Below are 25154 nucleotides of genomic sequence, written 5' to 3'. Positions count from 1 at the left end.
ACGACGTTCTCGCCGTCGACCTCGACCACCGTGTCCCGCGCCGCGCGCAGCGCGGTGTGCAGCACGGCCCGGTCCTCGGTGACGTTGATCTTCTCGCCGCGGAACATCGCGTCCCGCAGGCCGAAGACGTCCGTCGCCGCGGCCAGCTCGCGCAGCAGGCGCAGCGTCTCATCGGTGATCAGGTGCTTGCTGTAGTCGATGTACAGGTCGCCGACCCGTACGACGTACCGCTCGGCACGCCCCGGGTCCGCCGCGAACAGCTCGCGCAGACGCGGCCGGCCCTGGGCGCGGTGCTCGGTGAGGGCGGTCCACTCGGGCCGCCGGGTCAGCTTGGGAATCTCGGCCATCTCAGGCGTTCTCCTTGGCGCCCTCGCCCTGGAGGGCGATGGCGTACATCTCGTCGGCGTCGAGGCGGCGCAGCTCCTCGGCGATCAGTTCGGAGGTGCCGCGCACCTTCAGGGCGAGGGTGCGCGGCGGCTGGCCCGGCAGGGTCAGCGTGGCGAGCGGCCCTTCGGGGCGGTCGATGACGATGTCACCGTTGGCGGTGCCGAGCCGTACGGCCGTGACCACGGGACCGTCGGTGACCACACGGTCCACGGTCACCTTCAGCCGGGCTTCGAGCCAGCGGGCCAGCAGCTCGGCGCTGGGGTTGTCCGCCTCCGCCTCGACGGCCGCCGTGGTCACCTTCACCCGGGCCTGGTCCAGGGCGGCGGCCAGCATCGAGCGCCACAGCGTGAGCCGGGTCCAGGCCAGGTCGGTGTCGCCGGGCGCGTAGGCGCGGGCGCGGGCCTCCAGGACCTCCATCGGCCGCTCCACCGCGTACAGGTCGGTGATCCGGCGCTGCGCGAGCGCGCCCAGCGGGTCCTCGGCCGGCGCGTCGGGGGCCTCCACCGGCCACCACACGACCACCGGGGCGTCCGGCAGCAGCAGCGGCAGGACGACCGAGTCGGCGTGGTCGGAGACCTCGCCGTAGGTGCGCAGCACGACCGTCTCGCCGGTGCCGGCCTCGGAGCCGACCCGGACCTCGGCGTCGAGCCGCGAGTGGGTGCGGTCGCGCAGCGTGCGGGCGTGCCGCTTGATGACGACCAGGGTGCGCGAGGGGTGCTCGTGCGAGGCCTCCTCGGCCGCCTTGATCGAGTCGTAGGCGTTCTCCTCGTCCGTGACGATGACCATCGTCAGGACCATGCCCACGGCGGGCGTGCCGATGGCGCGGCGGCCCTGCACCAGCGCCTTGTTGATCTTGCTTGCCGTGGTGTCGGTCAGGTCGATCTTCATGGCCTGCGCCAGCTCCGTCCGTCTCGTGCGAGCATCTCGTCGGCTTCCCTCGGTCCCCAGCTGCCCGACGAGTACTGCGCCGGCCTGCCGTGCGCCGCCCAGTACTCCTCGATCGGGTCGAGGATCTTCCAGGACTCTTCCACTTCCTGGTGGCGGGGGAACAAATTGGCGTCGCCGAGCAGCACGTCAAGGATGAGCCGCTCGTACGCCTCCGGGCTCGACTCGGTGAACGACTCGCCGTAGGCGAAGTCCATGGAGACGTCCCGGATCTCCATCGAGGTTCCCGGCACCTTCGACCCGAACCGCACGGTCATGCCCTCGTCCGGCTGGACGCGGATGACGATCGCGTTCTGCCCCAGCTCCTCGGTGGCGGTGGAGTCGAACGGCGAGTGCGGGGCCCGCTTGAAGACCACCGCGATCTCGGTGACCCGGCGGCCGAGCCGCTTGCCGGTGCGCAGGTAGAAGGGGACGCCCGCCCAGCGGCGGTTGTCGATGCCCAGCTTGATCGCGGCGAAGGTGTCCGTCTTCGACGCGGGGTCGATGCCGTCCTCCTGGAGGTAGCCGACGACCTTCTCGCCGCCCTGCCAGCCCTCCGCGTACTGGCCGCGCACGGTGTGCTCGCCGAGCTCCTCCGGCAGGCGCACCGACTTCAGCACCTTCAGCTTCTCGGTGAGCAGCGCCTCGGCGTCGAACGCGATCGGCTCCTCCATGGCGGTGAGGGCCATGAGCTGGAGCAGGTGGTTCTGGATGACGTCCCGGGCCGAGCCGATGCCGTCGTAGTAGCCGGCCCGGCCGCCGATGCCGATGTCCTCGGCCATGGTGATCTGGACATGGTCGACGTACGACCGGTTCCAGATCGGCTCGTACATCTGGTTGGCGAAGCGCAGCGCCAGGATGTTCTGGACGGTCTCCTTGCCGAGGTAGTGGTCGATGCGGAACACCTGGTCCGGCTCGAACACGTCGTGCACGACCCGGTTCAGGTCCTGCGCCGACTTCAGGTCGTGGCCGAACGGCTTCTCGATGACCGCGCGCCGCCAGGCGCCCTGCGGCGGGGTCGCCAGGCCGACCTTCTTCAGCTGCTGCACGACCTTGGGGAAGAACTTCGGCGGCACGGAGAGGTAGAAGGCGAAGTTGCCGCCGGTGCCGCGGGAGGCGTCCAGCTCGTCGACGGCGTCCTTCAGCTGCTTGAACGCGGTGTCGTCGTCGAAGTCGCCGGGGATGAACCGCATGCCCTCGGCGAGCTGCTGCCACACCTCCTCGCGGAACGGGGTGCGGGCGTGCTCGCGCACGGCGTCGTGCACGACCTGCGCGAAGTCCTGGTCCTCCCAGTCCCGGCGGGCGAACCCGACGAGGGAGAAGCCCGGCGGCAGCAGACCGCGGTTGGCCAGGTCGTAGACGGCCGGCATCAGCTTCTTGCGGGACAGGTCACCGGTCACACCGAAGATGACCAGGCCCGAAGGACCGGCGATGCGCGGCAGCCGGCGGTCCCGGGCGTCCCGCAGCGGGTTCGCCCAGTCGGCGGCCGGGGCCACCGGCACGCGCACCTCCTCGGGTGCCTGGGCGGCGGCGGGTGCGTTCTCGGTCATCGGGCGTCAACTCCCTTGCTCTTCAGGGACGTGGCGACGGCGTCCAGCAGGTCCTGCCAGGCCGCCTCGAACTTGGCGACGCCCTCGTCCTCCAGCTGCTGGACGACCTCGTCGTAGGAGATGCCGAGCCGCTCCACGGCGGCCAGGTCGGCGCGGGCCTGCGGGTAGCCGCCGGACACCGTGTCACCGGTGATCTCGCCGTGGTCGGCGACGGCGAGCAGGGTGGCCTCCGGCATGGTGTTGACGGTGCCCGGCGCGACCAGCTCGTCCACGTACAGGGTGTCCTTGTACGCGGGGTCCTTCACACCGGTGGACGCCCACAGCGGGCGCTGCCTGTTCGGCCGTGCGCCGCCCAGCGCCGTCCAGCCGTCGGAGGAGAAGACCTCCTCGTACGCCTCGTAGGCGAGCCTGGCGTTGGCGAGGGCCGCGCGGCCCTTGAGCGCGAGCGCCTCGTCGGTGCCGAGGGCGGTCAGCCGCTTGTCGACCTCGCTGTCCACACGGGAGACGAAGAAGGACGCCACCGAGTGGATCGAGGACAGGTCGATGCCCCGTCCGCGGGCCTTCTCCAGGCCGGCCAGGTAGGCGGCCATGACCTCGCGGTAGCGCTCCAGCGAGAAGATCAGGGTCACGTTGACGCTGATACCCAGGCCGATGACCTCGGTGATCGCCGGCAGGCCCGCCTTGGTCGCCGGGATCTTGATCATCACGTTGGGGCGGTTCACCAGCCAGGCCAGCTGCTTGGCCTCGGCGATGGTGGCCGCGGTGTCGTGGGCGAGCCTCGGGTCGACCTCGATGGAGACCCGGCCGTCCCGGCCGCCCGTGCCGTCGTACACGGGGCGCAGGATGTCGGCGGCGTCGCGCACGTCGGCGGTCGTCATCATCCGCACGGCCTCGTCGACCGTGACACCGCGTACGGCGAGGTCGGCCAGCTGCTCCTCGTAGCCCTCGCCGGAGCCGATGGCGGCCTGGAAGATGGACGGGTTCGTGGTGACACCGACGGCGCTTCCGCTCGCCACCAGTTCGGCGAGGCCGCCCGAGGTGATCCGCTTGCGCGACAGGTCGTCGAGCCAGATCGACACGCCCTCGTCGGCGAGGCGCTTGAGGGCTCCCGGGGTGGCGATTGCTTCGGTCACAGTGATCATCTTTCTCTTGCGTCGGTGTCAGGCGCGCGCGGCGGCGAGCGACTCGCGGGCCGCGGCGGCGACGTTCTCGGGGGTGAAGCCGAACTCGGCGAACAGGGTCTTGGCGTCGGCGGAGGCACCGAAGTGCTCGAGGGAGACGATGCGTCCGGCGTCGCCGACGTAGCGGTACCAGGTCAGGCCGATGCCGGCCTCCACGGCGACCCGGGCCTTCACGGCCGGCGGCAGCACCCGCTCGCGGTACTCCCGCGGCTGCTCCTCGAACCACTCCACGGACGGCATCGACACCACGCGCGTACCGGTGCCCTCGGCCTCCAGCGCCTCCCGCGCGGCCATGGCCAGCTGCACCTCGGAGCCCGTCGCGATGATGATCACCTCCGGGACCTCCGTCGAGGACTCGCGCAGTACGTAGCCGCCCTTGGCCGCGTCCTCGTTCGGCGCGTACGTCGGCACGCCCTGGCGGGTCAGCGCGAGCCCGTGCGGGGCGGGGTGCGTGGCGTGCCTCTTCAGGATCTCGGCCCAGGCGATCGCGGTCTCGTTGGCGTCCGCCGGGCGGACGACGTTCAGGCCCGGAATCGCGCGCAGCGAGGCCAGGTGCTCGACCGGCTGGTGGGTCGGTCCGTCCTCGCCGAGACCGACGGAGTCGTGCGTCCACACGTACGTCACGGGCAGCTGCATCAGCGCCGACATACGGACGGCGTTGCGCATGTAGTCGGAGAACACCAGGAAGGTGCCGCCGTAGATGCGGGTGTTGCCGTGCAGGGCGATGCCGTTCATCGCGGCGGCCATGGAGAACTCGCGAATGCCGAAGTGGACGGTTCGGCCGTACGGGTCAGCCTCGGGGAGCGGGTTGCCCTCCGGCAGGAAGGAGCTGGTCTTGTCGATCGTGGTGTTGTTGGAGCCGGCGAGGTCGGCGGAGCCGCCCCACAGCTCGGGAACGACCGGGCCGAGCGCCTGGAGCACCTTGCCGGACGCGGCGCGGGTGGCGACCGCCTTGCCCTCCTCGAAGACGGGCAGCGCGTCCTCCCAGCCGGCGGGCAGCTCGCCCTTGCCGATCCGGTCGAAGAGGGCGGCCCGCTCGGGGTGGGCGGTGCGCCACTCGGCGATCCGCTTGTCCCAGGCCGCGTGCGCCTCGGCACCGCGGTCCAGGGCCCGGCGGCTGTGGGCGAGGACCTCGTCGGCGACCTCGAAGGACCGCTCCGGGTCGAAGCCGAGGAGGCGCTTGGTCGCGGCGATCTCCTCCGCGCCGAGCGCGGAGCCGTGGGATGCCTCGGTGTTCCGCGCGTTCGGGGCGGGCCAGGCGATGATCGTGCGCATCGCGATGATCGAGGGCCGGCCGGTCTCGGCCTGGGCGGCCCGCAGCGCCGTGTGGAGGGCGGGGACGTCGATGTCGCCCTCGGCGGTGGGCTCGACGCGCTGGGTGTGCCAGCCGTACGCCTCGTACCGCTTCAGCACGTCCTCGGAGAAGGCGGTCGCGGTGTCGCCCTCGATGGAGATGTGGTTGTCGTCGTAGACGAAGACCAGGTTGCCGAGCTTCTGATGGCCGGCCAGCGAGGAGGCCTCGGCGGAGACGCCCTCCTCCAGGTCGCCGTCGGAGACGATCGCCCAGACGGTGTGGTCGAAGGGGGAGGTGCCCGCGGGGGCCTCGGGGTCGAACAGGCCGCGCTCGTAGCGGGCGGCCATCGCCATGCCGACGGCGTTGGCGACGCCCTGGCCGAGCGGTCCCGTGGTGGTCTCGACACCCGCGGTGTGCCCGTACTCCGGGTGGCCCGGCGTCTTGGAGCCCTGCGTGCGGAACGCCTTCAGGTCGTCCAGCTCCAGCTCGTACCCGGCCAGGAACAGCTGGGTGTAGAGGGTCAGCGAGGTGTGGCCGGGGGAGAGGACGAAGCGGTCGCGGCCGGCCCACTCGGGGTCCGCCGGGTCATGACGCATCACCTTCTGAAAGATCGTGTACGCGGCAGGCGCCAGGCTCATCGCGGTGCCCGGGTGCCCGTTGCCCACCTTCTGCACCGCGTCGGCCGCCAGAAGTCGGGCGGTGTCCACGGCACGCCGGTCGAGCTCGGTCCACTCGAAGCCGTCGGAAGTCTGCGTGGTCATCTTCAAGAAGTCCTCGTTGAGTGCGAAGTAGCTGGCCGGACGCGTTCAAACTTAAAAGTCTGACTTTTTCGAAGAAAGGTCGCGGTGTGTCAGCCTGTGGTGAATCTGGGACAGTGATCGCGCGACAGGGACGGCACGAAAAGGACATGACTGACAGAACCCACCAAGCCGCCGACGAGGCAGCGGGCGGCGGGGGCAGCACGACGGGCGACGGGATCAGAACCTTCCCCTTCCCGGCCGAGCTGTCCGTCGGCGGCGTCGGCATCCAGGTCGGCCCGATGGGCACCGGGCACACCTGGCACGCCGACGCCCCGCTGCACCGCGTCCACCGCATCGACTTCCACGTGGTCATGCTCTTCACCGACGGCCCCGTACGGCACATGATCGACTTCGCCGAGTACGAGGCCGGCGCCGGCGACCTGCTCTGGATCCGTCCCGGACAGGTGCACCGCTTCTCGCGCACAAGCGAGTACCGCGGAACCGTCCTCACCATGCAGCCCGGTTTTCTGCCCCGCGCCACCGTCGAGGCCACCGGCCTGTACCGCTACGACCTGCCGCCGCTGCTGCGCCCGGACCCGGCCCAGCTCGCCGCGCTCGAAGCGGCACTCGGCCAGCTGCGCCGCGAGTACGAGGACACCGCCACGCTCCCGCTGAGCCTGCACACGGCCGTGCTCCGGCACGCGCTGACGGCGTTTCTGCTGCGCCTCGCCCATCTCGCGGCCAGCTCGGCCGAGGCGGCCCGGCAGCGGTCGGACACCACCTTCACCCTCTTCCGGGACGCGGTGGAGCAGGGCTTCGCCGCCAACCACAGCGTCAGCGCCTATGCCGACGCGCTCGGATACTCCCGCCGCACCCTCGTCCGCGCCGTCCGCGCGGCCACCGGCGAGACCCCGAAGGGCTTCATCGACAAGCGGGTCGTGCTGGAGGCCAAACGCCTCCTCGCCCACACGGAGTTGCCGATCGGCCGCGTCGGGGCGGCCGTGGGCTTCCCCGACGCGGCGAACTTCTCCAAGTTCTTCCATCTGCACACCGGTGTCACGCCGGCGGCGTTCCGGGCCGAACTGCGCTGACCGGGGGCGGACCTGGAGGCTCGCCCCGGTCGGCGCGTGCGGATCACCAGCCGATGCCGAGCGTCAGCCCGGTCGGCGGGTCGCACGTGTTCTGCAACGGCTTGAAGGCGGTGCCCACCGATGCGGCGTACCGCGAGAGCGCTCTCACGGTGCCGCCAATGTGCTCCCCGCCCCTGCGGCCGTCAAGAGTCAAAGCGGGGAAAGCCCCTTAACCGCAGGTGAGTTCACTGCGTGAAGCCGCCTCCTGGGGCTGCGGCACGGCCGGCCGTGGACGGGGAGCCGGTCCTCGTCCACGGCGTACCGGTCGGAGCGGGTGCCCGCACCCGCGTTCCGGTGGGTCCGCTGGTCCCGGTGGGTCCGCTCGCTCCGGTGGGTCCGGTCGCTCCGGTGGGTCCGCCGGTTCGGGCGGGTCCGCTAGGACCGGTGGTACGCGTACACCGTCGTCGCCACCGCGCAGACGCCCGGCGGGATCACCTCGGTGCGCAGGGTGCCGGTCCGCGGGGCGTAGTCGACGCCCTCCGCCTCGAAGGCGCCGGTGCAGATGCTCCGCTGTTCGAGGCCGAACAGGCTGGTCACCGTGCCGGTGACCGGGCCGCCGTCCAACGGGTGCGCCAGATCTACCTGGAGCAGCGGCCTGCTCTGCGGGAACAGTTCGCCCGAGGCGTCGTCCGAGGCGCACACCAGCCGGGTGCCGGTGACGAAGTCGCAGCCCTGGATGTCCCGCACCGGCCGGTCAAGGCTGATCTGCCCGGCCTGGGGCAGGGTCCCGCCGGCGGCGGGCGTGGCCGGGTTGAGCAAGGGGGCGGGGAACACCTGGAGGCGGTTCTGGTCGCCCCACTCGCCCGACACCAGCCACTGCTCGTCGGGCGAGACCGCGGCGAAGGAGTTGTTCACCTTCTCGCCCGGATCCAGCGGGTGCACGTAGTCGTACCGCTTGCCGGCCGGCGTGGTCACCGCGAACAGCTTCGCGGTGGCCGTGTCGGCACCCTGGTAGGCGTCGAAGGTGTAACCGCGTGCGACGTCCGGGTCGCCCACGTGGTTCCAGCCGCCGATCCTCAGGTCCAGCGGGATGTCCAGCAGGCCGCGGTACAGGAGCGAGCCGTCCGCACGGCTCGCGAGCCCCTGCCCGCCGCCGAGCGAGTCCGTGTAGGACGTCCCGGCCGCCGTCCAGTGGTCGGGTCCGGCGGCGGACGCGCTCGGCGCGGACCCTATGAGTGCTCCCAACAAGGCTGCCGCGATGGCAAGTTGACGCTTCATCGGACTCCTGTCGCTGCGACGGGGAACGGGGTTGGAATAGAACCACGTATCGGCCCAGGGGTCACCGTCGCGGGGCTCGCGGGTGACCGGCCGGTCATCGCGAGGGAGCGGGAGGGATCGGCGTCTTCGACGCGAGCCCCACCGGGCGGCCCGGCGAACCGATCCGCGAAGTCGATGCCGGCCGAGAACCGGTCGGCATCGCCGCTCGGCTCGATCTCCCGCCGTTCCGGCGCCCGACGAGGCGGCGGTCAGAGCGCGCGCAGGGGCCGGGTACGGCGTGGGGCGCCGGCCGGGAGGAGGCGTGGGCCGGCGGCGCCGGGCTCGGGAGCCGCGGTGACCGGGGTGAGGCGTACCGGCTCGTCCGTCGCGGCCCGGAGCCGGATGCGTGGCGCGCACACCGCCGTACCGCGCGGCGCCGCCGCCTGCTCCTCCGCCGTCACCACCCGCAGCGTCAGCCAGATCTCGCCGCCGTCCGCCGGCAGCGGCAGCGCCATGGGCACCGCGGCGGTCTCGCCCGGCAGCAGATCGGGCAGCTCGGCCGGCCCGGTCAGCGTCCGGCCGTCGGCCAGGGCCAGCTCCCAGGTGGCCGCCAGCCGGCCGAGGTCCCGTACCCGTCGCCGGGCGGTGACCACGATCCCCTCGTGCCGGTGGCACCGGATCCGGAGCGGTGCCGCGGCTCCGCGCCGCACCCGCCCGCCGAAGTCCCCGCCGTACGCCCGGTACCCGCCGGGCGCGGCGGCACCGCTGTCGTCCGGCCCGGCACCCGCGGGGCCGGCCGGTCTCCCGTCGCTCACACGCCGCAGGATCCCGTGCACCCGGAACTCCCGGATGAAGCCGCCCTGAAGACCCGGGGAGGACTCGATGGCCACCCGTGTCCGGGAGCGCGCCCCCGTCGCCGCCGGGACACGAGCGGGGCCGGGGCGCCGGCCGGGCGGGCCCGGGGCGCGGCGGATGACAAGGTGATACTGATCAGCGCCCCCGCCAGGTGCCCGGGACGGGCAGGGTGACAGTCTGCGGGGAAGGGTGCGGCGTGAGGAAGGGTACGGGCGTGAGGCTGACGATTCTGGGCGGCGGCGGGTTCCGGGTGCCGGTGGTGTACGGCGCGCTGCTGGCCGACCGCGCCGAGGGACGGGTCACCGAGGTCGTGCTGCACGACCTGGACGACCGCCGGCTGCGCGCGGTCACCCGGGTACTGGCGGAACAGGCGGCGGGCGTCCCCGACGCACCCGTGGTCACCGCGACCTCCGACCTCGACGAGGCACTGCGCGGCGCCGACTTCGTCTTCTCCGCGATCCGCGTCGGCGGCATGGAGGGGCGCGCGGACGACGAACGGGTCGCGCTCGCCGAAGGGGTACTGGGCCAGGAGACCGTCGGCGCGGGCGGGATCGCCTACGGGCTGCGCACGGTCCCCGTCGTCACCGACATCGCCCGGCGCGTGGCCCGGCTCGCCCCGGACGCCTGGGTCATCAACTTCACCAACCCGGCCGGCCTGGTCACCGAGGCCATGTCCCGGCACCTCGGCGACCGCGTCATCGGCATCTGCGACTCACCGGTCGGCCTCGGCCGCCGCATCGCCCGGGTCCTCGGCGCCGACCCGAAGAAGACCTTCGTGGACTACGTCGGGCTCAACCACCTCGGCTGGGTGCGCGGGCTGCGCGTCGCCGGACGCGACGAACTGCCGCGTCTGCTCGCCGATCCCGCGCTGCTCGGCTCCTTCGAGGAGGGCAAGCTGTTCGGCGCCGACTGGCTGCGCTCGCTCGGCGCGATCCCCAACGAGTACCTGCACTACTACTACTTCAACCGGGAGACCGTCCGCGCCTACCAGGAGGCCGAACGGACCCGCGGCGCCTTCCTGAGCGACCAGCAGGCCAGGTTCTACGCGGAGGCCGGCGACCCCGGCGCCTCGGCACTGCTCGCCTGGGACCGCACCCGCGCCGAGCGCGAGGAGACCTATATGGCCGAGAACCGGGAGAGCGCCGGCGCGGGCGAACGCGAGGCCGACGACCTGTCCGGCGGGTACGAGAAAGTGGCCCTCGCCCTGATGCGGGCGATCGCCCGCGCCGAGCACGCCACCCTGATCCTCAACGTCCGCAACCGCTCCACCCTCTCCGTCCTGGACGCCGACGCGGTCGTCGAGGTCCCGTGCCTGGTCGACGCCAACGGCGCCCACCCGCTCGCCGCCGATCCGCTGCCCGGCCATGCCACCGGCCTGGTGTGCGCGGTGAAGGACGTGGAGCGGGAGGTGCTGGCCGCGGCGGAGTCGGGTTCCCGGGCCACCGCGGTGAAGGCCTTCGCCCTGCACCCGCTGGTGGACTCCGTCCAGCTGGCCCGCCGACTGGTGGACGCGTACACGGCGGTGCACCCCGGGCTGGGCTATCTGAAATAGGAAGAAGCAGAGGGGGGTGACTGACGGCGTGACGCGCGCGACGCGTCGGACGCCGGCCGTGCCGGCCCGGCGGAGCCGTTCGGGCGCCTGAGTTCGGTCGCCTCGCGCGCGGGCATCGTGCGGGACCGCCAGGGCGGCGGTCCCGCCGAGCGCGGGGGCCGGGGAGCCGGGGAGCGGGAGGGAGAGCGAAGGCGGCGTCCGCGGGATCTGTGCCTGCCGCGAGCCGCGGCACCGCGGCCGTCGGGCGGCCTACAGCGGCAGGACCTCGGCCGCCGAGGCCGTCTGCGCGGGCACCGCGGGCAGCAGCACATCGGCCGCCCCGACCCGCTGCCGGGGCACCGCGGCGGACAGCGGCCGGGGTCCCGACACCACCGTGTAGTCCGGGCCGAGGAACGGCGGCTCGATCACCCCCGGGTCCTCGCCCAGCGCCAGCCGGACGGCCGCCCAGGGCACGTTCACCCCACAGAGCGACAGCTGGTGCAGGCCCCCGGCGGGACGCGTGTTGACATCCAGGAGCACCGGCCGGTCGCCGAACATCCGGAACTGGATGTTGGACAGATGGTGCAGCCCGAAACCCTCCGCGACCAGCCGGGCCGGCGCCAGCCACCGCTCGTCCAGGGTGAAGCCCCGGCGGCGGCCGTTCTTGGTGCGGCCCACCGCGAGCCGCACCCGGTTGTCCGTGCCGGTCAGGCAGTCGACGGACACCTCGGGCTCCGCCAGGCGCGGCATCACCAGCCAGTCCACGGGCTCCTCGGCCCGCCGCAGCGCCTCGACCACCAGGTCCAGCTGGACGTGCGGGCCCGGGAAGCCCGTCAGGTGCAGGAGCGAGAAGGGGGTCCGGGTGATCACCCGGAAGCCGACCCCGCCCGCGCCGACGGCGGGCTTGAAGCACGCCCGATGGCCGGCCGCCTCCAACTCCTCGACCGCGGCCACCAGTTCCTCCGCCGTGCGGACCCGCCGCCACGGCGGCACCGGAACGCCCACCGAGCGCACCGCCTCGTACGCGGTCGCCTTGTCCTCGAACACCGCGACCGCCTCGGGCGTCGGCGCCAGCAGTGCCGTACCGGCCGCCGCGAAGTCGGCCCGGTGCGCCACGATCGCCGCCTGGTGCAGCCGGGGCACGAACACGTCGATGCCGCGCCGGGCGCACTGGTCCAGGGCGTACTCGACGAACCCCGCCGGGGACAGGCCCTCCGGCTCCAGGTCGGCGGTGTCGGCGGCGGCCAGCACGGGGGAGTCGGGGTCGCCGTGCGTGGCATGGATCTCGACCGCGCGATCGCTCGGATTTCTGCGCAGCTGATCCATGAAGAACACGTTCTCCGCGTACGTGCGGTTGAGCCAGACGCGTACGCGAGAGGGCATGCAGGCCGCCTTTCAGGGCGTGCGGGCAGGGCGGAGCGGCCCGTGCCCGGGCAGGAGGGAGGAAGGGTCACCAAACAAGCCCTGACGGAGGGCAGTTGAGAGCGCTGGTGTCGGGCCGATCATACGGCTATCGGCAGGCCCCACGTGCAACGCGCGTGTTACGGATACGGGGGGTTTCGGTGCCCGGACGTCGACACGGGCGGACACGCGCACCGGAGCCTCTTGTCCGTGGACCCGTAAATGTGTTCTCGTGGTCTCGACGGATGATCGGAAGGGGTGTGCGGGGTGGAGTCGAGGGCCGGGGCCGGACAGCTGCTGGCCATCAGCGACCTGCACATCAGCTACGCGGAGAACCGCGCCCTCGTCGAGGCCATGCGCCCCGAGAGCGAGGACGACTGGCTGATCGTGGCCGGTGACGTCGCGGAGACCGTCGCCGACATCCGCTGGGCCCTCGGCATCCTCGCGCGCCGCTTCCGCAAGGTGGTGTGGGCTCCGGGCAACCACGAGCTGTGGACCCACCCGAGCGACCCGGTCACCCTGCGTGGCGTCGCCCGCTACGAGCACCTGGTCGAACTCTGCCGGGAGCTGGGCGTCGTCACCCCCGAGGACCCCTACCCGGTGTGGCACGGCGCCGGCGGCCCGGTCGTCGTCGCCCCGCTGTTCCTGCTGTACGACTACTCGTTCCTGCCGGCCGGCTGCGCCACCAAGGCGGAGGGCCTGGCCTACGCGGAGAGCACGGGCATCGTCTGCAACGACGAGTACCTGCTGCACCCCGACCCCTATCCGACCCGTGAGGCGTGGTGCCGGGCGCGGGTCGCGGAGACCGAGCGCAGGCTCGCCGAGCTGCCCGAGGATCTTCCGACCGTGCTGACCGGCCACTACCCGCTGGACCGGCACCCCACCGACGTGCTGTGGCACCCCGAGTTCGCCATGTGGTGCGGCACCAGCCTGACCGCCGACTGGCACCGCCGTTTCCGGGTCGCCACCAACGTCTACGGCCATCTGCACATCCCGCGCACCACCTGGCACGACGGAGTCCGCTTCATGGAGGTCTCCGTGGGATACCCCCGAGAGTGGCGCAAGCGCCCGGACCCGCCGGGACGGCTGCGCCGTATCCTTCCCATGGAGGTCGAAGCAGGTGATCGAGGAGCTGCTCCCGGAGTCGGTCGTGGCCGTGGAGGCGCACGCTGACGACCCGCTGTGGGAAACCCCGCTGTATCCGGCGGAGGAAGCGCTCGTCGCGCGCGCGGTGGCCAAGCGGCGCCGTGAGTTCGCGGCCGTCCGCGGCTGCGCCCGGCGCGCGATGGAGAAGCTCGGCGTGCCCCCGCAGGCCGTGGTCAGCGGTGAGCGCGGGGCCCCGCGCTGGCCGGACGGGATCGTCGGCAGCATGACCCACTGCGACGGCTACTGCGCCGCCGCGCTGGTGCGTGCCGCCGATCTCGTCTCCCTCGGCATAGACGCCGAACCGCACGGCCCGCTCCCGGAGGGCGTCGGCCCCTCGGTCTTCCTGCCCGCCGAGTCCGTACGGCTCGCCCGCATGGCCGCGCGGCGGCCGGAGGTGCACTGGGACCGGCTGCTGTTCAGCGCGAAGGAGTCCGTCTACAAGGCGTGGTTCCCGCTCACCCGCAAGTGGCTGGACTTCTCCGAGGCCGACATCACCCTGCACCCGGACCCCGAGGGCGCACCGGGCGGCACCCTGAGCGCCCGGCTCCTCGTCCCCGGCCCGCTGGTCGGCGGCGAGCGGCTGCAGGTCTTCGAGGGCCGGTGGGCCGTACGGAACGGCGTGGTGGCCACGTCCGTCGTCGTACCGCACCCCGCCGCGGCCCCGGCGGACCTCTGAGGGCCACCGGGGCGCACGGCGGCGGCGCGCGCCCGTGCCGCGCTCAGACGGGCGGGCACCAGCCGCGCAGGAGCCGGAAGAACTCGTCCTCGTTGCCCGCGAGTCCCGCCCCGGCCAGGGCCCGGTCCGCCTCGGCGAGCACGGCGGGCGGGACGACCACCGGCAGGCCGTCGTCCGGTGGGCCGTCGAAGGCGGCGCGCACCGTATGGAGCAGCCGCAGGTAGGCCTGGACGGCGGTACGCTCGCGGTCGGTCAGTACGGCGGTGGGCATCGGTCTGCTCTCCCCGAGTAGGCGTCACGGTCACGCGCCCTGCGGCGCCGTGCGCCGCGTCGTACGGCGCACACCCCCCAGCTTGCCGCCCACCACTGACAACGCCGTCCGGCTCCGCGCGGGTTCGCCCGCTCAGCGCAGGGCGAACCGTTCCCGCACCCGATGGAATCCGGCCTGTCCCGCGTCACCCGGACACGCATCGCTCCCGCGAACGGGTGGCGCGCGCCGCCGCTCCCGGAGCCCGGACCGGACCTACGGGCCCGGACACCCCGGGGACGCCCCGGTCCGGCCTGCCACGCCGTCCCGCCGCACCGGGGCGCGCGGCGCCGAACCGGACGGCCAGGAAAGGCCCTTGCCGGCAGGCGGCAGTCCGAGGGCCTCGGCGTACCGCTCCTCGGCGAGGCCGAAGCGCGGGCGCCCCACCGCCCCGGCGCACCACGCCGCCCCGTACGCCGCGCCGCCTGGCGCACCGCGCCGCCCGGTCGGTGCGGCCCGGGCAGTGGCCGCGTGCGGGCCGGCGGTGGTGTGGTCCCGTCCACGCGGAGCCCGCGCCGGCGGGACCGAAGATGCCACAGTTCGTGACCGAGGATCATCGACTGGTGCCCGGGAGCGGTGCGTTCCTCCACGGCGGCGACGTCCCGGCCGGTCAGGTCCGGCCACGGTTCGCCGGGCGTGCCGGGCGGGAACGCGGCCGTACGGAAGCGCACCGGAGGGCCGCCGGCAGGGCCAGCGGGCCCGCGGGCTCGCCGCACACGAGGCGCATGTCCCTGCCGGTGCCGACGGCCCTGCCCCGGCTCACGCCTCGGGGCGCTTGACGCTCTCCAGCAGCATGTCCAGCCACTCCGCGACCTTGTCCCGGTGCTGGTCCGTGGGCAACTGCGCCGCCCGCCAGGCGATTCCGCGCACCCCGTGGTCCTGGAGCAGCCGCTCCAGCGGGTCCTCCGCCGCCTCGGCGGCGGCCCGCTCCCGGTCCGCGAGCTTCTGCAGCAGCTCCTGCTCGGTGCGCTGCAGAGCGCCCGCCAGCGCCTCGGGGTCCTCCGCCGTGAGGAAGCCGGCGTGCACCCGGAAGAAGCGCTGCAGGGCGTCGCAGTGCTCCATGGTGGGCCGTCGGTCGCCGTTGATGAGAGCGCCGGCCTGCTGCCGGGACATGCCCGCGCCGTCGGCGATCTCCTGCTGGGTGTAGCGGCGCCCGCCGGGCTTCAGCCGGGTGCGGCGCAGCAGGTCGAGGCGTTGCAGGAAGCGCGCCTGGACATCCGGCTCGCCCGCGGGCCGGCCGCTGAGCAGGGCCCTGACCACCGGCTCCGGCACCCCGCAGTTGGTGGAGAGCCGCCCGACGTCGAAGACCTCGGCATGCGCCACGCCGAGGCGGTCGGCGAGCGCGGTGACGCGGTCGACGACGGCCGGCAGCTGGGCGGTCGCCGCGGCGCCCGGATCCTCGTAGCCATCCGTCACCGACAGAACTCCTACGTCTCTAAGAGGGCTTCAGATGTGTCCGTGGTTCTCACGAGCGATCGCCGTGAACTTCCCGGAGAGTAGCCGGTGTCTCGAACTCTCATCCAGGTGTCGCCACAACTGTGGCGAATTTCAGCCGTCAACCGGCATGAAATGCCACGATAGTTGACACGACTCCGGCCTGGGCAGCAGGATCGCATCGCCGCGTGAAGGCCGCAGAGGCAAGAGGGGTGACCTCCCGATGGCACATCAGGCAGGAGGGCAGCGGTCAGCGCCGCGGCCCGTCCCCGAGACCTCCGAGACCCAGGCGTACCTGCAGGACTACGGAACGCTGCTGGAGCACATGACCTGTCCGTCCCTGGTCGTGGACCGCCACTGGAACGTGGTCATGGCCAACAAGGCGTTCGAGACGCTGTTCTGCGGCGTGCGCCCGCATCCCACGGCCATGCCGGGCGAGAACTTCCTGCGCTTCGTCCTGTTCCACCCGGACGCGGGGGAGGTGCTCGGCGAGCACGAACCGGGCTGGTGCCTGCCGATGCTGGCCCAGCTCCGGACGGCGCTGGAGACGTACGGGCACGACCTCGAACTCCAGGCGGTCCGCCGGGACATCGCCCAGGACCCGATCATGGAAGCCGCCTTCCGGCAGGGCCTGCCGCACTGGATCCGCGCCGTCGGAGAGGCCGCGGCCCGCCTCGACGGTGCCGTACGCCTGCTGAACCACCCCGACCCGCGCCGCGGCCGCACCGAGTGCCGCATCGTCGAGGAGTCGCCGCAGCCGCTGCGCGACCTCGGCTACCGGCGCCTGTCGATGGTCCTGCGCGACCCGCGCAGGACGGCCGTGCCCGTACGCCGGGTGCGCCGCCCGCGCGGCGCCTCCTCGCATCTGATGGTGGTCCCGACCCCCGAGAGCTGACCCGGCACCGCCGGCGTTCAGGTCGCCGACGGCGCCGGGCCGGCTCGCCGGACCGTACGCAACCCGTGCGGCCCCCGACCGGCACGGCGGTCGCATCACGCCGATTTCCCGCCATCATGTCTCACCCGTTACGCAAGCCGTTTGCGTGAGTTGCGCTACTCTTGCGGCCATGACGCGACGACTTGCGGAAGTGGCCAAGAAGGTCGGGGTCAGCGAGGCCACGGTCAGCCGGGTGCTCAACGGCAAACCCGGAGTCTCCGACGCCACCCGGCAGGCGGTGCTGACGGCCCTCGACGTCCTCGGCTACGAGCGCCCCACCCAGCTGCGCGGCGAACGCGCCCGGCTCGTCGGCCTGGTCCTGCCCGAGCTGCAGAACCCCATCTTCCCGGCGTTCGCCGAGGTCATCGGCGGTGCGCTGGCCCAGCTCGGGCTGACCCCGGTGCTGTGCACGCAGACCAAGGGCGGGGTCTCGGAGGCGGACTACGTCGAGCTGCTGCTCCACCAGCAGGTCTCCGGCGTCGTGTTCGCCGGCGGTCTGTACGCCCAGGCCGACGCGCCGCACGACCACTACCGGCTGCTCGCCGGCCGCAACATCCCGGTCGTCCTGGTCAACGCGGCCATCGAACACCTCGGCTTCCCGCGGGTGTCCTGCGACGACGCCGTCGCCGTCGAGCAGGCCTGGCGGCATCTGGCCTCCCTCGGCCACGAGCGGATCGGCCTGGTCCTCGGCCCCGGCGACCACATGCCCTCGGCCCGCAAACTGGCCGCCGCCCGGGCCGTCGCCGGCGAGCTGCCCGAGGAGTTCGTCGCGCGGGCCATCTTCTCCATCGAGGGCGGTCACGCGGCCGCCTCCCGGCTGATCGACCGGGGGGTCACCGGCATCATCTGCGCCTCCGACCCGCTGGCGCTCGGCGCGATCCGGGCGGCCCGCCGCAAGGGCTACGACGTGCCGGGCCGGATCTCCGTCGTCGGCTACGACGACTCGGCGTTCATGAACTGCACCGAACCCCCGCTGACCACCGTCCGCCAGCCCATCGAGGCCATGGGGCGCGCTGCCGTGGAGCTGCTGAACGCGCAGATCGGCGGCACCGCCGTGCCCGCCGAGGAGCTGCTGTTCGAGCCGGAACTGGTGGTGCGCGGCTCCACCGCGCAAGCTCCGCGCGACTGAACGGCAGTAGAACCGTTCCTCTGTCAAATAATTACAGATTCTGCGCGACATATTGCGGCCCGCTGTCGGCGGTGCTTGAGTGTGCGACGCCCACCGCTCCTGCCATGAGTGCCATGAGGGGTCCACCGATGAGAAACACCGGGTTCCGCCGTACCTTTGTCGCGATCGGCGTCTGTTCCTCCCTCGCCCTCGCCGCCACCGCCTGCGGGTCCGGTGACGACGACGCGGCGAACGGCAAGACCCGTATCACCGTCAACTGCGAGCCGCCCAAGAGCGCCAAGGTCGACCGCCGCTTCTTCGAGGCGGACATCGCCTCCTTCGAGAAGCAGAACCCGGACATCGACGTCGTCGCGCACGACGCCTTCCCGTGCCAGGACCCGAAGACCTTCGACGCCAAGCTCGCCGGCGGCCAGATGGAGGACGTGTTCTACACGTACTTCACGGACGCGAAGCACGTCGTCGGCATCAACCAGGCCGCCGATCTCACGCCGTACCTGAAGGACCTGAAGAGCTACGACAGCATCCAGAAGCAGCTGCGGGACATCTACACCGTGGACGGGAAGGTCTACGGCATACCCCGCACCGGCTACAGCATGGGGCTGATCTACAACCGCGCTCTCTTCCAGAAGGCCGGCCTGGATCCCGACAAGCCCCCGGCCACCTGGGACGAGGTGCGCGCCGCCGCCAAGAAGATCGCCGCCCTCGGGGACGGCACGGTCGGCTACGCCGACTACAGCGCCCAGAACCAGGGCGGCTGGCACTTCACCGCCGAGCTGTACTCCCAGGGCGGCGACGTGGTCGGCGCCGACGGCAAGAAGGCCACCATCGACACCCCCCAGGGCCGTGCCGTCCTGCAGAACCTGCACGACATGCGGTGGACCGACGACTCCATGGGCAGCAAGCAGCTCCTGGTCATCAACGACGTGCAGCAGATGATGGGCTCGGGCAAGCTCGGCATGTACCTCGCCGCCCCCGACAACATCCCGATCCTGGTCAAGGAGAAGGGCGGCAACTACAAGGACCTCGCCCTGGCCCCCATGCCGGGCGGCGAGGGCACCCTCATCGGCGGCGACGGCTACATGTTCAGCAAGAAGGCCTCGCCCGAGCAGATCCGCGCCGGCCTGAAGTGGCTCGACCACATGTTCCTCACCCCGGGCGCGGGCTTCCTCGGCGACTACGCCCGCGCCAAGAAGAACGACGCCCCCGTCGGCCTGCCCGAGCCGCGCCTGTTCAGCGGCGCCGCCGACGCCAAGGACCAGCAGGCCAAGAAGGCCAACGCCAATGTGCCGGTGGAGAACTACCAGGCGTTCCTCGACGGAAACCAGCGGCTCCGGATGAAGATCGAGCCGCCGAACGCCCAGCAGATCTACTCGGTTCTCGACGGCACCGTCTCCGCCGTCCTGACCAAGAAGGACGCCGACATCGACCAGCTGCTCAAGGACGCGTCCGGAAAGATCGACAGCATTCTGGCCCGGAGCTGACCACCATGACCAAGACGGCCGAGCGACGGCGCGTGGCGCACCGCGCCGTCCCCCCGGTCCCGGCGTCGCCTCCGGCAGGGGACCGGAGGCGACGCCGGCTCATCGACCAGGCCCGCGCCTACGGCTTCCTCCTCGGCGGCCTGCTCTGCTTCGCGCTGTTCTCCTGGTACCCGGCGATCCGCGCGGTGATCATCTCCTTCCAGAAGTACAACCCCGGCTCCTCGCCCGAGTGGGTCGGCACCGCCAACTTCACCCGGGTCTGGCACGACCCCGAGTTCACCGCGGCCTGGCGCAACACCCTCACCTTCACCCTGCTGGCCCTCCTGATCGGCTTCGCGATCCCCTTCGTGCTCGCCCTCGTCCTCAACGAGCTGCGGCACGCCAAGGCGTTCTTCCGGGTCGTGGTCTACCTGCCCGTGATGATCCCGCCGGTGGTCAGCGCCCTGCTGTGGAAGTGGTTCTACGACCCGGGCGCCGGCCTCGCCAACGAGGCGCTGCGCTTTGTGCACCTGCCCACCTCGAACTGGTCCAACGGCGCCGACACCGCGCTGGTCTCCCTGGTGATCGTGGCCACCTGGGCCAACATGGGCGGCACCGTCCTCATCTACCTCGCCGCCCTGCAGTCCATCCCGGGCGAGCTGTACGAGGCGGCCGAACTGGACGGCGCGAACCTCCTCCAGCGCGTCCGGCACGTCACGGTCCCGCAGACCCGGTTCGTGATCCTGATGCTGATGCTCCTGCAGATCATCGCCACCATGCAGGTGTTCACCGAACCGTTCGTGATCACCGGCGGCGGCCCGGAGAACGCCACCGTGACCGTCCTCTACCTGATCTACAAGTACGCCTTCCTCTACAACGACTTCGGCGGCGCCTGCGCCCTCAGCGTGATGCTCCTGCTGCTGCTCGGCGCCTTCTCCGCGGTCTATCTGCGGCTCACCCGCTCCGAGGGGGAAGCATGAGCGCCACCCGCACCCTGGTCTCCCCGGCCACCCTCGCCCGCCCGCGCGGAAAGGCCGTGTACTGGACGGTGTTCACCACCGTCCTGGTCCTCTTCGCGCTCGCCTTCCTCTTCCCCGTGTACTGGATGGTGACCGGTGCGCTGAAGTCCCCGGACGAGGTGGCCCGGACCCCGCCGACGCTCGCACCACAGCACTGGCACCTCGGCGGCTACACCGACGCCTGGGACCTGATGCAGCTCCCGCAGCACCTGGAGAACACGCTCGTCCAGGCGGCCGGCGCCTGGGCCTTCCAGCTGGTGTTCTGCACCGCGGCGGCCTACTCCCTTTCCAAGCTGAGGCCCGCCTTCGGCAAGCTCGTCCTCGGCGGCATCCTCGCCACCCTCATGGTCCCGGCGCAGGCCCTGGTCGTACCCAAGTACCTGACCGTCGCCGACCTGCCGCTGATCCACACCAGCCTGCTCAACGACCCGCTCGCCATCTGGCTGCCCGCGGTCGCCAACGCCTTCAACCTCTACCTGCTCAAACGGTTCTTCGACCAGCTGCCGCGCGATGTGCTGGAGGCCGCCGAGATCGACGGCGCAGGCAAGCTGCGGATCCTGTGGTCCGTCGTCCTGCCCATGTCAAGGCCGGTGCTCGGCGTCGTGTCGATCTTCGCGCTGGTCGCCGTCTGGCAGGACTTCCTGTGGCCGCTGATGGTCTTCTCCGACACCGGCAAGCAGCCGATCAGCGTGGCCCTGGTCCAGTTGTCGCAGAACATCCAGCTCACCGTGCTCATCGCCGCGATGGTGATCGCCAGCATCCCGATGGTGGCGCTGTTCCTCGTCTTCCAGCGGCACATCATCGCCGGGATCACCGCGGGCAGCACCAAGGGCTGACGCCGTCGCCCCGTCTAGAGAAAGGCAAGCCCAGTGGGACAGCCCCCCCATGCCCCGAACGACCCTGACTGGTGGCGCAACGCCGTCATCTACCAGGTGTACGTGCGCAGCTTCGCGGACGGCGACGGCGACGGCACGGGCGACCTCGCGGGCGTCCGCTCCCGGCTGCCGTACCTGGCCGAACTCGGCGTGGACGCGCTGTGGTTCACCCCCTGGTACCTGTCTCCGCTGAAGGACGGCGGCTACGACGTCGCCGACTACCGGGCCATCGACCCGGCCTTCGGCACCCTCGCCGAGGCGGAGAAGCTCATCGCCGAGGCCCGCGAGCTGGGCATCCGCACCATCGTCGACATCGTGCCCAACCATGTCTCCGACCGGCACCCCTGGTTCCGGGCCGCGCTCGCCGCCGGTCCGGGCAGCCCCGAGCGCGAGCTGTTCCACTTCCGGCCGGGACGCGGCCCGGACGGCGCGCTCCCGCCGAACGACTGGCCGTCGCAGTTCGCCGGCTCCACCGAGCCGGTCTGGACCCGGCTGCCCGACGGCGACTGGTACCTGCACCTGTTCACCCCCGAACAGCCCGACCTCAACTGGGCCCACCCGGCCGTCCGCCAGGAGCACGAGGACATCCTGCGCTTCTGGTTCGAGCGGGGAGTCGCCGGCGTCCGCATCGACTCGGCCGCCCTCCTCGCCAAGGACCCGGACCTGCCCGACCTCGCCGCGCACCCGGAGCCGCACCCGTTCGTCGACCGCGACGAACTCCATGACATCTACCGCTCCTGGCGCACCGTCGCCGACGCCTACGACGGCGTGTTCGTCGGCGAGGTCTGGCTGCCCGACCCCGAGCGCTTCGCCCGCTACCTGCGCCCCGACGAACTCCACACCGCCTTCAACTTCGCCTTCCTCGCCTGCCCCTGGGACGCCGGCCGGCTGCGCGCCTCGATCGACACCACCCTCGCCGAGCACGCCCCCGTCGGCGCCCCGGCCACCTGGGTGCTCTGCAACCACGACGTCACCCGCACGGTCACCCGGTACGGCCGCGAGGACACCGCCTTCGACTTCGCCACCAAGGCCTTCGGCACCCCGACCGATCCCGTGCTCGGCACCCGCAGGGCCCGCGCCGCCGCCCTGCTGTCACTGGCGCTGCCCGGCGCGGTCTACCTCTACCAGGGGGAGGAGCTGGGCCTGCCGGAGGCCGAGATCCCGGCCGAGCGCATCCAGGACCCGATGTACCTCCGCTCGGGGGGCGCCGACCCCGGCCGCGACGGCTGCCGGGTGCCGCTGCCCTGGGCCGAGGACCTGCCCCATGCCGGGTTCGGCTCCCGGGAGGAGCCGTGGCTGCCGCAGCCGGCCGGCTGGTCCTCGTACGCGGTCGACCGCCAGCGGCACGACCCCAACTCCATGCTCGCGCTCTACCGCGAGGCCGTCGCCCTCCGGCCGGAGTTCGGCGACGGGCCGCTGACCTGGCTGCCCGCCCCCGAGGGCGTGCTCCTCTTCTCCCGCGCGGACGGCGCGCTGTGCGTGGTCAACCTCTCGGCCGCCCCCGCCGACCTCCCGGCGCACTCCCGGCTCCTGCTCAGCAGCGCTCCGCTGGACGACGCGGGCCGGCTGCCGCAGGACACGGCGGCCTGGCTGCGCGCCTGAGCCGCGCCCCCGCGCACCCCGCTACTCCCTGCACCCCCACCAGGAAGGGATCAGCACATGCACAGCAGCACCGCCGGACATGTCAGGCGCATGCCGGCCATCGGGGCGGTCGTCGCCCTCGCCGCCGGCATGCTCGTCACCCTCGCCCCGGCCGCCCACGCCGCGGCGGGCGCCACGCTCCCGTTCACCTCCGTGGAGGCCGAGTCGGCGAGCACCACCGGGACGAAGACCGGTCCCGACTACACCCAGGGCACCCTGGCCTCGGAGGCATCGGGCCGGCAGGCCGTACGGCTGGCCTCCGGGCAGCGGGTGGAGTTCACCGTGCCGCGCGCGGCCAACGCCGTGAACGTCGCCTACAGCGTCCCGGACGGCCAGTCCGGTTCGCTCGACGTCTACGTCAACGGCACCAAGATCTCCAGGACGCTCCCGGTGACCGCCAAGTACTCCTACGTCGACACCGGCTGGATCGCGGGCGCGAAGACGCACCACTTCTTCGACAACGCCCGGCTGCTGCTCGGGCAGAACGTCCAGGCGGGCGACCGGATCGCCTTCCAGTCCACCGGCACCCAGGTCACCGTGGACGTCGCGGACTTCGAGCAGGTCGCGGGTGCCACGGGACAGCCCGCCGGCTCGGTCTCCGTCGTCTCCAAGGGCGCCGACCCCAGCGGCAGCGGCGACTCCACCCAGGCCTTCCGGGACGCCATCGCCGCCGCCCAGGGCGGCACGGTCTGGATCCCGCCGGGCGACTACCGGATCACGTCCTCGCTGAGCGGCGTGCAGAACGTGACCCTCCAGGGGGCCGGCAGCTGGCACTCGGTCGTGCACACCTCCCGCTTCATCGACCAGTCCGGCTCCGCGGGCAATGTCCGCATCAAGGACTTCGCGGTCGTCGGCGAGGTCACCGAGCGCGTCGACTCCAGCCCGGACAACTTCGTCAACGGCTCCCTCGGCCCGAACTCGTCCGTCTCCGGCATGTGGATCCAGCACATGAAGGTGGGGCTCTGGCTGACGGGCAACAACGACAACCTGGTGGTGGAGAACAACCGCATCCTCGACACCACCGCCGACGGCCTCAACCTCAACGGCAACGCCCGGGGCGTCCGGGTGCGCAACAACTTCCTGCGCAACCAGGGCGACGACGCGCTCGCCATGTGGTCGCTGTACGCACCGGACACCGACTCCAGCTTCGAGAACAACACGATCTCGCAGCCCAATCTCGCCAACGGCATCGCCGTCTACGGCGGCACCGACATCGCGGTGCGCGGCAACCTCGTCTCCGACACCAACGCCCTGGGCAGCGGTATCGCGATCTCCAACCAGAAGTTCGCGGACCCCTTCTCGCCGCTGTCCGGCACCATCACCGTCGACGGCAACACCCTGGTGCGCACCGGTGCCGTCAACCCCAACTGGAACCACCCGATGGGCGCCCTGCGCGTCGACTCCTACGACAGCGCCATCAACGCCACCGTCAACATCACCGACACCACGATCACCGACAGCCCCTACAGCGCGTTCGAGTTCGTCTCCGGCGGCGGGCAGGGCTACCCGGTGCGGAACGTCAACGTGACCGGCGCGACCGTACGGAACACCGGAACCGTCGTGGTCCAGGCCGAGGCGCAGGGCGCGGCCACCTTCAGGAACGTCACCGCCACCCAGGTCGGGGCGGCCGGTGTCTACAACTGCCCCTACCCGGCGGGCTCGGGCTCCTTCACGCTCGGCGACGGCGGCGGCAACTCCGGCTGGTCCAGCACCTGGTCCGACTGCTCCAGCTGGCCCCAGCCGGGCCAGAGCAACCCCGACCCCGACCCGGGCCGCAACCTCGCCAAGGGCCGCCCGGCCACCGCGACCGGTTCCCAGGACGTCTACGCGCCGGGCAGGGCGGTCGACGGTGATGCCAACTCCTACTGGGAGTCGGCCAACAACGCCTTCCCGCAGTCCCTGACGGTCGACCTCGGCTCCTCCTACGCCGTGCGCCGCCTGGTGCTGAAGCTGCCGCCGTCCTCGGCCTGGGGCGCCCGCACCCAGACCGTCACGGTGCTCGGCAGCACCGACGGCACGCACTACACCACGGTGGCCGGCTCCCAGGGCTACCGCTTCGACCCGGCCACCGGCAACACGGCGACCGTGTCCCTGCCGGCCGGCACCAGCCTGCGCCATCTGCGCCTGACCGTCACCGGCAACACCGGCTGGCCGGCGGGGCAGTTCAGCGAGGTGGAGGCGTACCTCGCTTCCTGAGCCGCACCTGCGGACCGGCCCCTGACCGTGCCCCTGGCCGTGCCCCGGACCGGACCACTCCGGCCCGGGGCACGGCGCCGGAAGCAACCGTCGGCCGAAATGCTGTGTACATATGTCTGTTTGATGTTGTGGTGAGCGGTTTCTGTA

The 25154-nt window shown here is 72.1% G+C and carries 19 protein-coding genes and 2 pseudogenes; 11 read left to right on the top strand and 10 right to left on the bottom strand.

Annotation, left to right across the window (positions count from 1 at the left end):
- From ACF073_RS33775 to tkt, 5 genes and pseudogenes are all read right to left on the bottom strand, one after another.
- Window positions 1-347 (bottom strand): annotated as a pseudogene (locus ACF073_RS33775) (glucose-6-phosphate isomerase); the annotation flags it as partial.
- Window position 348: 1 nt separating this feature from the next.
- Window positions 349-1275, bottom strand: coding sequence for a glucose-6-phosphate dehydrogenase assembly protein OpcA (gene opcA / locus ACF073_RS33770; protein ID WP_392075260.1), 927 nt, complete (start codon window positions 1273-1275; stop codon window positions 349-351).
- A complete protein-coding gene (gene zwf / locus ACF073_RS33765) occupies window positions 1272-2861 on the bottom strand; it encodes a glucose-6-phosphate dehydrogenase (protein WP_392075259.1) in 1590 nt (529 codons plus the stop codon). The genes opcA and zwf overlap by 4 nt, the downstream gene beginning before the upstream one ends.
- Entirely contained in the window at window positions 2858-4003 is a 1146-nt protein-coding gene (gene tal, locus ACF073_RS33760) for a transaldolase (RefSeq protein ID WP_392075258.1), read from the bottom strand. Before tal ends, zwf begins: the two co-directional genes overlap by 4 nt.
- Before the next feature lie 18 nt (window positions 4004-4021).
- Entirely contained in the window at window positions 4022-6097 is a 2076-nt protein-coding gene (tkt, locus tag ACF073_RS33755; protein WP_392075257.1) for a transketolase, read from the bottom strand.
- Between the two features lie 146 nt (window positions 6098-6243).
- Between tkt and ACF073_RS33750 the strand changes: the two genes are divergently transcribed.
- Window positions 6244-7167 (top strand): helix-turn-helix domain-containing protein, encoded by a 924-nt coding sequence (locus ACF073_RS33750; protein ID WP_392075256.1) that lies wholly within the window; start codon window positions 6244-6246, stop codon window positions 7165-7167.
- A gap of 414 nt (window positions 7168-7581) precedes the next feature.
- Here the strand turns inward: ACF073_RS33750 and ACF073_RS33745 are convergent, their stop codons facing one another.
- A complete protein-coding gene (locus ACF073_RS33745) occupies window positions 7582-8424 on the bottom strand; it encodes a hypothetical protein (RefSeq protein ID WP_392075255.1) in 843 nt (280 codons plus the stop codon).
- 350 nt (window positions 8425-8774) lie between these two features.
- Window positions 8775-9290 (bottom strand): annotated as a pseudogene (locus ACF073_RS33740) (DUF4981 domain-containing protein); the annotation flags it as partial.
- Window positions 9291-9472: 182 nt separating this feature from the next.
- Between ACF073_RS33740 and ACF073_RS33735 the strand changes: the two are divergent.
- Complete coding sequence (locus tag ACF073_RS33735) at window positions 9473-10810, top strand: 6-phospho-beta-glucosidase (protein ID WP_392075254.1); 1338 nt, start codon at window positions 9473-9475, stop codon at window positions 10808-10810.
- A 249-nt stretch (window positions 10811-11059) separates the two neighbouring features.
- Here ACF073_RS33735 and ACF073_RS33730 read toward each other — a convergent pair whose 3' ends face one another.
- A complete protein-coding gene (locus ACF073_RS33730; RefSeq protein WP_392075253.1) occupies window positions 11060-12172 on the bottom strand; it encodes an ATP-grasp domain-containing protein in 1113 nt (370 codons plus the stop codon).
- A gap of 285 nt (window positions 12173-12457) precedes the next feature.
- Here ACF073_RS33730 and ACF073_RS33725 point away from each other — a divergent pair, with 285 nt between their 5' ends.
- Together ACF073_RS33725 and ACF073_RS33720 are read left to right on the top strand one after the other, a co-directional pair.
- Complete coding sequence (locus ACF073_RS33725; RefSeq protein WP_392075252.1) at window positions 12458-13363, top strand: metallophosphoesterase family protein; 906 nt, start codon at window positions 12458-12460, stop codon at window positions 13361-13363.
- On the top strand, window positions 13311-14012 hold the full coding sequence (locus ACF073_RS33720; RefSeq protein WP_392075251.1) for a 4'-phosphopantetheinyl transferase: 702 nt from the start codon (window positions 13311-13313) through the stop codon (window positions 14010-14012). Before ACF073_RS33725 ends, ACF073_RS33720 begins: the two co-directional genes overlap by 53 nt.
- Before the next feature lie 43 nt (window positions 14013-14055).
- Here the strand turns inward: ACF073_RS33720 and ACF073_RS33715 are convergent, their stop codons facing one another.
- Together ACF073_RS33715 and ACF073_RS33710 are read right to left on the bottom strand one after the other, a co-directional pair.
- A complete protein-coding gene (locus tag ACF073_RS33715; RefSeq protein ID WP_392075250.1) occupies window positions 14056-14283 on the bottom strand; it encodes a hypothetical protein in 228 nt (75 codons plus the stop codon).
- 795 nt (window positions 14284-15078) lie between these two features.
- Window positions 15079-15735 (bottom strand): helix-turn-helix domain-containing protein, encoded by a 657-nt coding sequence (locus ACF073_RS33710; protein ID WP_392075249.1) that lies wholly within the window; start codon window positions 15733-15735, stop codon window positions 15079-15081.
- A gap of 241 nt (window positions 15736-15976) precedes the next feature.
- On the opposite strand from ACF073_RS33710, the gene ACF073_RS33705 reads away from it, so the two are divergent.
- The 7 genes from ACF073_RS33705 (at window position 15977) to ACF073_RS33675 (ending at window position 25007) form a co-directional block, all read left to right on the top strand.
- The gene (locus ACF073_RS33705) at window positions 15977-16648 is read left to right on the top strand and encodes a hypothetical protein (protein WP_392075248.1); all 672 of its coding nucleotides are present in this window, start codon (window positions 15977-15979) and stop codon (window positions 16646-16648) included.
- 169 nt (window positions 16649-16817) lie between these two features.
- A complete protein-coding gene (locus tag ACF073_RS33700; protein ID WP_392075247.1) occupies window positions 16818-17816 on the top strand; it encodes a LacI family DNA-binding transcriptional regulator in 999 nt (332 codons plus the stop codon).
- 128 nt (window positions 17817-17944) lie between these two features.
- The gene (locus ACF073_RS33695) at window positions 17945-19297 is read left to right on the top strand and encodes an ABC transporter substrate-binding protein (RefSeq protein ID WP_392075246.1); all 1353 of its coding nucleotides are present in this window, start codon (window positions 17945-17947) and stop codon (window positions 19295-19297) included.
- Window positions 19298-19302: 5 nt separating this feature from the next.
- Window positions 19303-20256, top strand: coding sequence for a carbohydrate ABC transporter permease (locus ACF073_RS33690; RefSeq protein ID WP_392075245.1), 954 nt, complete (start codon window positions 19303-19305; stop codon window positions 20254-20256).
- Window positions 20253-21131, top strand: coding sequence for a carbohydrate ABC transporter permease (locus ACF073_RS33685; RefSeq protein ID WP_392075244.1), 879 nt, complete (start codon window positions 20253-20255; stop codon window positions 21129-21131). Before ACF073_RS33690 ends, ACF073_RS33685 begins: the two co-directional genes overlap by 4 nt.
- A gap of 33 nt (window positions 21132-21164) precedes the next feature.
- Entirely contained in the window at window positions 21165-22772 is a 1608-nt protein-coding gene (locus ACF073_RS33680) for an alpha-amylase family glycosyl hydrolase (RefSeq protein ID WP_392075243.1), read from the top strand.
- Window positions 22773-22829: 57 nt separating this feature from the next.
- Entirely contained in the window at window positions 22830-25007 is a 2178-nt protein-coding gene (locus tag ACF073_RS33675) for a discoidin domain-containing protein (protein ID WP_392075242.1), read from the top strand.
- Window positions 25008-25154: the final 147 nt, after the last annotated feature.

Source organism: Streptomyces sp. NPDC015171 (assembly GCF_043079545.1).
Classification (GTDB): Bacteria; Actinomycetota; Actinomycetes; order Streptomycetales; family Streptomycetaceae; genus Streptomyces.
This window is presented reverse-complemented; position numbering and strand designations above follow the sequence as displayed.